Origin of the sequence: Shigella sp. FC1967 (assembly GCF_001743005.1) — a bacterium.
Lineage (GTDB): Bacteria > Pseudomonadota > Gammaproteobacteria > Enterobacterales > Enterobacteriaceae > Proteus.
In genome coordinates, this window is sequence record NZ_MIIZ01001213.1 from 1 (window position 1) to 476 (window position 476).

General features: G+C 48.3%; 1 protein-coding gene. It reads right to left on the bottom strand.

Translation table 11 applies throughout. The annotated features are described in order from the left end of the window. Nucleotides 1-23: 23 nt before the first annotated feature. Nucleotides 24-401 (bottom strand): hypothetical protein, encoded by a 378-nt coding sequence (locus tag BHE89_RS20375; protein WP_000869261.1) that lies wholly within the window; start codon nt 399-401, stop codon nt 24-26. Between the last annotated feature and the right edge of the window lie 75 nt (nt 402-476).

Consider the following 476-nt stretch of genomic DNA (forward strand, 5'->3'; position numbering starts at 1 on the left):
AAAAAAGAAATCTCTCTTACGCATTAGACTTTGCCTCCTTTAATCGCTTGCTGGGTCAGCTTGATCCAGTTCAACGGGTTTTCACAGTCAACATGGTTGCCAGCGGCACCAACTACCGTTTTGTATGCCTCCGAGCCTGCCGCTGTGTGTACTGCCAGCATAAACGAAAACATAGGGTCATTTTGCATGGTGCCAATCATCATTGCACTGGAAGTGTCTTTGAGCTGGCAGTTTTCAACCCGCAGATTGAGTACATCTTTTGCCACCATCTTACAGTCGGGACACACCTTCTCAAGGTTCTTGAGCTTTGCGTCGTCATTGAGCACATCAGGAGCCGCGATGGCAGTACCGGCCATACACAGCCCCAGTGCCAGCAGTTTGAGTTTATTGGTTACTTTCATGGTTCCTCTCTATATCGTTCCAATTTCGTTTCGGTAAAAGAACAGTGGCCCAGTGACTGTTCTGAGTTCCGGCGT

What these genes read in the sequence shown, in the direction of transcription:
- BHE89_RS20375 (WP_000869261.1), bottom strand. Translation starts at nt 401, where the DNA reads ATGAAAGTAACCAATAAACTCAAACTGCTGGCACTGGGGCTGTGTATG.